This is a genomic window from Rubripirellula tenax (genome assembly GCF_007860125.1).
Taxonomy (GTDB): Bacteria; Planctomycetota; Planctomycetia; order Pirellulales; family Pirellulaceae; genus Rubripirellula; species Rubripirellula tenax.
In genome coordinates, this window is record NZ_SJPW01000014.1 from 21,499 (window position 1) to 29,438 (window position 7,940).

7 protein-coding genes are annotated in these 7,940 nt (G+C 54.5%); all 7 read right to left on the bottom strand.

Annotation, left to right across the window (positions count from 1 at the left end):
* Positions 1–81 precede the first annotated feature (81 nt).
* Positions 82–501, bottom strand: coding sequence for a HEAT repeat domain-containing protein (locus Poly51_RS29520; protein ID WP_186775906.1), 420 nt, complete (start codon positions 499–501; stop codon positions 82–84).
* 682 nt (positions 502–1,183) lie between these two features.
* A complete protein-coding gene (locus tag Poly51_RS31945; protein WP_186775907.1) occupies positions 1,184–1,828 on the bottom strand; it encodes an alpha/beta fold hydrolase in 645 nt (214 codons plus the stop codon).
* Positions 1,829–2,474: 646 nt separating this feature from the next.
* Positions 2,475–2,921, bottom strand: a complete 447-nt coding sequence (locus Poly51_RS30875) for a hypothetical protein (protein WP_186775908.1) — start codon at positions 2,919–2,921, stop codon at positions 2,475–2,477.
* Positions 2,922–3,049: 128 nt separating this feature from the next.
* Positions 3,050–3,331, bottom strand: a complete 282-nt coding sequence (locus Poly51_RS29540; protein WP_246114862.1) for a hypothetical protein — start codon at positions 3,329–3,331, stop codon at positions 3,050–3,052.
* A 258-nt stretch (positions 3,332–3,589) separates the two neighbouring features.
* On the bottom strand, positions 3,590–4,366 hold the full coding sequence (locus Poly51_RS29545; protein WP_246114863.1) for a DUF2314 domain-containing protein: 777 nt from the start codon (positions 4,364–4,366) through the stop codon (positions 3,590–3,592).
* Between the two features lie 28 nt (positions 4,367–4,394).
* Entirely contained in the window at positions 4,395–4,811 is a 417-nt protein-coding gene (locus Poly51_RS29550) for a hypothetical protein (RefSeq protein ID WP_146462548.1), read from the bottom strand.
* A gap of 2,707 nt (positions 4,812–7,518) precedes the next feature.
* Entirely contained in the window at positions 7,519–7,767 is a 249-nt protein-coding gene (locus Poly51_RS29560; protein WP_146462550.1) for a hypothetical protein, read from the bottom strand.
* Positions 7,768–7,940 lie beyond the last annotated feature (173 nt).

Below are 7,940 nucleotides of genomic sequence, written 5' to 3' on the forward strand. Positions count from 1 at the left end.
CGACGCAAAAAGGGATCAATCCGTTGCACCGGAGACACGAAGGCTCAAATCAAGCTGCCAAACACCGCTCAAAAACCTGAATCATTCACCCGTCAGACGCGGGGCCGGTAGCTGGTGTTCCTGGAGAACCGCATCACGAACCATATGGCCGGTGTCGTGCGATAGCATGTCAAGCACGTCGGGGACAAGTTTTGCGTTTCGGGCAAGCGCGCATCTAACCGCAGTGTCAGTGTCGCTAGCAAGTAATCGCTGTGTGGCAGGGTCAATTTTGCGTTTTTGGGCAACCATGTGCCGAACGTTGGCATCTGGGTCGGAAGCCAAAGCAGCCAATACAGAAGCCGGAACCGTCTTGTTGTGCGCGACCCAGAACCGCATGTCAGGCATGGATTGAACGATAGCGGTCCAGGTTGCAAGCGATGCGTTTTCCGTCGCGGCGCGGTTGTAGCGTTCGGGATCATCGCTTTCACGCAATTCGCGAAACTCAGCAGCGGATTCGATCATACGATTTCAGTCGGATAACGATAGCCGTCACCGGGCACGGAGAGACGACTTTCCATTTGTAAAACCTTGCAAGCCGTGCTCCGTGTGCACGGCTTGGTTACCCGTCAATTGGAACAACGTTGATCGGAGGAGGAACTGCAGGAGCTAAAGCCGCTCGGACAGCACCCGCGCCAGGAGCGAATGTTACCGTTGTCGCCTCGCTGGCGAAATCAGTAAGTGAAACTCTGTAGACGTTCGCACCTGAGTTCAATATTCGATTGCGGCCACCCACCGGGCTGGAGCTTGCGAGCGAGAAAGATAGCGTTGACGTTGCCAGCAGTCGTTCCGGAATCGTCACACGAGCCGTCGCCGTTCCATTGATCGGATAGACCATGCAGGAGTGACATGAGAAGGTTGTTGTATTATCCGCAACATGTGAGCGGAGCACGGCGTGTTCGTTCTTTTTGCACGCAATCGAGACGGAAAACGTGAGGGAATTGTCATCGTGACGTACGACCTCCACGGTAAGTCGATCATGGTTTCCCCGATTGTTCGCGGGTGTAATCGTAGTTTCGGTTACCAATGCGTGTGACACCGATTGCGCGACCGCGACGGCAAGAGCTAGCAGCGAAATGCGAAATAGCATGGGAATCATCCGTGATGGAGAGGAAGCAGTGTGTCTTTAATCGGGTAACGGTACCGATCACCCGGTCGCCGCGAAAGATTTTCCATAGTCAAAACGCCCGACTCGGCGACTCGGGTGCATCGGATGGTTCCCCGCATTCTTCGTTGCCGACAGTCCAAGAGAGGCAGCGTCTGGCAACCGAAGGCGAGAAGAGCATCGAATTGTGTGTATGCATTGTAACCCACGCGGTGGTGACATCGGTTTGGCGTGTGCACGATAATGGACGAGCAGATCATTGCGTCCGGCAATAGTTTGAATCGTGCAGCCAGGGAGAGTCGGCAGTCGAAATTCGGGATCAGTGAATAGATCGCGGTGATCCAACAGTGGTGCGAACGGCATCCGTGCAAAAGAGGGGATCAGGCGTGTCAATGGCAACGTCTTCAGTGGAGGAGCCAACAGAACAATTGTTCCCCGCCAGTCCGCATCACGAACCGCGAACCACGACGCGATACATCCAAGACTATGTGCAATGATCGAATCGGGTGGCGTATCTCGGAGATGCCTGGATAGTCGTGCGACAATCTCCGCGAGTTCAAGTCCCACGCTTGGATAGCGAAACAGCTCAGCGGATGTGGAAACATCGTTGAGGCGACGCAGCAGCGGTCGAAAAACACACGATGCGACGCCAAAGCCGTGAACGAGTAAGAGCGAGTGTTTGTGCAATGGCTTCAGTCGGGGAACGGTGGCGATAAACGAGTCGCCGGGTTTGGTGTTGAGGTAAAATTAGTCTGAGCTCGGCGACTTCGTTTCATCGCTTGGTTCTGCGGTCTCCACCACGCAGTCGAACCCGCCAGTTGAGCCTGAATTCTAAGCGATCTCCACGACCAAAAGCAAGCAGATTCTTTTCAGCCAATTGTCCGTCAACCTGGTTGCAGTGACGTTCGAGCCGCCAGCAGTCTTTGAACAGCATTGTCTTTCGATGCATGCGAAAAAGTGTGTCGAGCAGCGAAGTTTCAATAGACCATTTTCTTCGCGATTCTACCGCCGCAGCGAGAGAATCGCTTCATTCGCGCATGGCCAAAGTTGTCATGCACCGCAAGCTGTGGCTCGCACGAATTCGGTTGCCCGCAAATTGTCGTTCCTAAGCCATTGGATTCCCAGCAGGCGTGAGCAAATCTCTTGGCTGTGTGACGCACCAATGATTCGGCTGATACCAATTGTCTTCGGCGCGATTTCGCGAGCGTGGCTGGCACTCACCATCGATGTATCAACAGCAACTCACACCACGGCAAGAAGCACGATCGTCATCGACCGTATCGCAACGCAGAACGTTACCGATCACCCGGTCGCCGCGAGAGATCTTCCATTGTCAAAACGCCCGGCTCGGCGACTCGGGTGCATCGGATGGTTCCCCGCTTCTTGGGACTTGAGCAGTATTGTCGCACAGCTCAGCAGGCCAGTCGAGCGGATGAGCCATTACAGTCCCGGTGTATGCTGAAAGTGCATTCGCAATTCGTGACATGGCGTTATGTCGTGCATCTGCCAATCGTCGTTCGGTTTCCGAATCTGATCGATAGCCGTCGCCCGGCGGGTAGTAGGTTGAAATGTAATCGATCATTCCAGCAGCGCGGATGGCGGTTTCACGATCTGTCACGATCGAGTGTTCGTCAGCCCAACGGTCAAACTCGAGGATGACGTTTTGTTGATGCTCGCGAACCATATGACGCGTGAGTGTAGGCACTACGATCACGCAAGCACCAACCGTCAGAGCGATGGTGAGTCCAGCGATGGTGAGTAGCCGGTATTTGGTCAGCATCTTCGTCGGGGAACGGTACGCATCAGCCGGGACGGGCGAACGACATGCAAGCAGACGAAAAAACTGACCACCCGTCCTCGGTTGCATGCGATGGTTATCGCAAATTTGCACGCCTGTGGATAGCATCGTCACAGCGACTTTCCGTTGCCGAATCGCGAGGCGACGAACAACGTAGTCACAAACGTGGCGAAGAGAATCACGGACATGAACACAAGTCGAATTGCAACACCAAGATAGAAGATCGCATCTTGATCGGGCGTTCCATCCCAGCCTGGGGCATCGATTTCGGCTCGAATCCAGCGTTGGTCAAGAATCGCATAAGCGACGCCAACCAAAAGCACAGACAATACGAATCCGCGACCTGCCCAGAAATACGACGCGAGTGATGTACCGATCATACAAACGGTCAACGCGATCCATCCATGTGGAGCGATAAATTCGGTAAGCAAATGCATCAAGGCTGGGAGCGGGAAAGCGGACTCAATTCATTGCGATAACGTCCGGATTCACCGGGTCGGGAGAGTAAAGTCATCCATTTGAAAACGCCCGCAAGCCCGACTCCGGTGCAATCCATGGTTATCAGACTTACAACGCTGCGCTTCGGGGTGGCAGTGGAGGAACATTCGCCCGCTGCCGCAAGCTTCCCATCTTAACGCAATTTGCCCCGCTCACGGGTGGGAAGTGGGTGGTGTTCCTGGAGATCCGTAATTTGTGACACCAACGTGTGCGTCAAACGCCGGACGTTCGTCAGGCGGAAGGTTTGCACGATGGTACCGCAATGAAAACCCACCGTACAGCGTGCCATCATCGTTAATCATCCAGTCAACCACGTCAGCGTCGGCAATGTCGAATACTTGGCCGACAGACAGCAGCGGAACGGACGGTGGAACCTCAAATAGTTCAGCGGTGAATCCAGAGTCGGAAGCTGTCGCGTTGAACAGCCAGACAAAACCGCTCGACTCGCCGTCATCAAGTTTCGTTTTAATTAGGCAGGAATGCGAATCGAATCGCGGCATCATTGAGCGAAACTCATCGAGCGTTGCGCGTGCGTTAGCAACGCATTCTTGGTATGCAGGGTCGGAGGCGCGGAACATATCCACACGCGCACCGGGATCGAGGTCAGGCTTACGGTCCAGTTCGCGTCGGAGCATCTGCCAGTCGTACCAGCAATTTTCCGGATCAAGATCGTCATAGCCACGAGACTCGGCCAGCTTGGCAGCATCGGCAAGCGTCATCATAATGCAAGCGGCATTGTCGCGAATAGTGAGAGCCTCATCATTCGTTAACGGCTCGCCCTTCTTGTCCTCGGCTGCGATAAGGATCGCACCAAGTGCTGGCATGAATACCGGGATAAGGTCAGCATCGTCATTCATCTGTTTGATTTCAGTCGGATAACGTCTGCCATCACCGGGCCGGGACGGTTGATGTTCCATTTGTAATAACACGCAAGCCCGGCTCCGGTGCATGGCTTGGTTATCCGCGGTTCTGGCGGGAGCGCAGTTCCGCGAGTGCATCGCCAGTCCATTGCGGAAGGCGCTCTCGGTACGACGGATCGGTGTCGGAAATCCAGACGACCACTGAATCCGCGTAATCCACCATCCGCGTCTTTAGCATGGCCTTTCTCGCTTGTGGATATAGAAGAGCAAGCAGCCCGAAGGTGAAGAGGGCAATGACAAAGTACAGGAGTGCGATGGTTGGCTTTTCACCAGTGATCGTCTCTGTAAGATATGGCGACGCAAAGCCAAGTGCAACCGCGAGCATGAAAATTCCGGCGCCGACGTTCGCATAAAAATCGGGACGCTTAGCACACTGCACACACACCGGCAGACTGACGCTAGTCTCATAGCGGTTCTTGTGTGCAATTACCAATCGCACGACGGCGCGAATCACGCTTCGAGTCGCAAATCCAAGTCCTGGGCGGTAGATTACGTCTTGATGCACATCTGAAACGTTAGTCGTCGAATTGCACCAAACGCACGCGTCGGGCAATGACCGCTCGCCGTTCAAGTTCACGACGAGGTAGGGATCAGCGTTGTAAGGCATGGACAATGTCTTCACAGGAGAACGATTTCAGTCGGATAACGGCGGTCGTCACCGAGTCGGAAGTGACGACTTTCCATTTGAAAAACACCGCAAGTCCGACTTCGGTGCACGACACTGGTTATCCGCGGTCAATAGTGGATGGCAGTGTAGGTGACTGGGTTGCGATGCCAACCCATCCCGTCTCCCCAATCGCAGAACCTCGTTCCGCTAGGCATCCACCACGCGAGATAGGTCATCGTCCACGACCGAACTGGTTCTGGTGACAAGACAGCTGTTCCTGCGACAGGCTTATAGATATGAACAAAGGCTGCGGAGAAAAACTCGTCGAAGGCGGTCCATGAGGAGGCGGGCATTGCCGATTTCGGCATGATGTAGCGAGCGTGCGCCCATGAAGCGGGGCCAAACGAGAGATAGAGTAGGCACAACATCAGAAGCAATGCGGACGAGCGGCGAAATAAAGTCGCGCCCCACGAACGTCGCCATAGGCATCCGCCGACGACTGCACATGCAATCGAAACTTGAACAGCAATTGGGCCTGCGACTGTGCCCCATCGTGGCCACGCAAATCCGAGTGCAGCAAGAGCAGTGATGACAAGCGTGCCGCGAATGGAGAATCGTTTGTAGTTGTGGCTTTGCATTAACCTTCAGTCGGATAACGGTAGCGATCACCGGGCGGCGGCGAAAGACTTGCAAGCAATCAAAAAAACTAACCACCGCCGCTCCGGTGCATCGCATGGTTATCAGACTTACAACGCTGCGCTTCGGGGTGGCAGTGGAGGAACATTCGCCCGCTGCCGCAAGCTTCCCATCTTAACGCAATTTGCCCCGCTCACGGGTGGGAAGTGGGTGGTGTTCCTGGAGATCCGTTGGTTTGGATATGCAGTTCACGCGAACATCAACGAGTTTTTGTGACCTCGTTACCATTCACATGTAGCGAAGCAGACCAGAAGCTAGCGTGGATCTGAACGTCAGTTACAGATGCATCAAGCGGTCCAACGGGCACGCCGTCGACAGAAATTGTTGTCGGAGAGAAAGCAAAAGTGTGGCCACCGGCTTCGATCTCTGTTGTGGGAGTATTTGCGGAACACGAAAACGGACCATTGATGACGGCGGTAGTTCCATTCGGCAGAGACGCGGTGCCCGAGACCGTTGATGTCAGCGTAACGAATGCGAAAAGGCAGCAAATAGTGGCAACGCATAGAAGTGCGAAGCCAATCGCGATAGGACCAAGATTTGAGCGACGTTTTGTACGTTCCATTTGAAGCCTTCCATAGCGTGGCAGTTTAGGTTTGCAGCAAATGTGAAGAGTAGCAAAGACGTCGGCTTTAAAGCAACGCCAGACCGAAAGACGGCGTTTGTGGACGTCAGTCGGATAACGTCTCACATCACCGGGTGGCGGCGATTGACGTGATTCCAAAGAAACGTGACCACCGCCACTCCGGTGCATGTGTTTGTTATCGGCATTTATGAACGGGCATTGGTCGAGCATCGGGCAGCGGTTGCCACGCCGCCACAGTTTAGCGGGACTTGGTTCACGCGGCAAGCAATTGGGCGTTGACCGGGTCGGCAGTAAAACGGCAATTGTCATCCGACAGTGCTTGTTGACGGTAAACGAAGAATCAAAAACGTTACGGTGCCATCAACAAACGCCAACAGCAAACACCGGTTCGGCTTGGGAACGCTCTACGTTGTGGCAATCGTCAACGGAGGATCAAAGCGTTTGAATCGTCAAAACGCTAAAGCAAACACCGAACGACAAATTCCCAATCCAGCGTTGCAGCAGTCGCTAACGCAAGCGAACACGCCAAACACATGAGGAGTCAGTCCGATAACGTCTACGATCAGCCGGCGGCGACGGAAGATTAACCATTTGAAAACGCCCGACTTCGCCGCTCGGTTGCATTGTTTGGTTCCCCGCTCCGGTGAGATCATTCATCGACCATCGGTCGAGGCGGTCCACGCTTTGCAGGTAGTGGTGCCGCCTCTATGATCGAACGGCGAATTTGGTGTACGACATGATTGAGCTCAAGGTCGTCGCACCAGTATTCATCGAGTTTNCCCGCGTGACAAAATCTTGACGTGTTGAACCCGTCTTCGATGTCATTGTACCAAATAGCGGTCGAGCCAATCAACGCGACAACCCAGAAGCCACCACCAAGTTCGCCCCACGGGTGTTGCATCCATTTCACAGGATCGATGCGTATCGAATCCCAGAAGCGGATCTGGTTGCCATCGAGCCGAGAAACGGCTTCGTCGATAAGAACGCACAATTCGTCGAGTGTGATGGGAGTCCATTTGCCGTCGTTTCGATCAGCCATCATCGAGTTCGGTTGTTCGCGCAATACAAGGCGACTTCAGTCGGGGAACGTTTGCCGTCAGCGGGCACGGCCATTGTGGTTTCCATGTCTAATTGCCTGATGCCGTGCTCCGTTGCACGGCATGGTTATCGCACGCAGCGCCGTTGCGGCATCCAGCAGCAGACGGCATCGCATTTCGAGCGCAATCGTACCGCGCAATCACGCGTGAATCAATTCTGTCCTTGTCGGCCATGCGCTCATTCGAGCCGGCCAGTCCGCGCATCATTTCGAGTATGGGCGTCAGCGGGTGTGGTCTCTTCAGGGCGCAGTTTGACGGTTGATTGAGGTGCGTCGGTTTCGCGGCATTGCGTAACCTCGGATTGGTGTTTCAGAACAAGGGCGTCCCGCGTCACACTGATGTTGCAAAACAAAACGGCTTCGTCGATAAGAACGCACAATTCGTCGAGTGTGATGGGAGTCCACTTGCCGTCGTTTCGATCAGCCATCGTCGAGTTCGGTTGTTCGCGCAATACAAGGAGACTTCGGTCGGGGAACGGTTGGCATCACCGGGTGGCGGCGAACGTCGTGAATTCGAGAAAACCGCACCACCGCCACTCCGGTGCATGCCGTGGTTATCCCATTGCATTGAATCGAGCATTAAATCAGCGTTGGGCAGTTG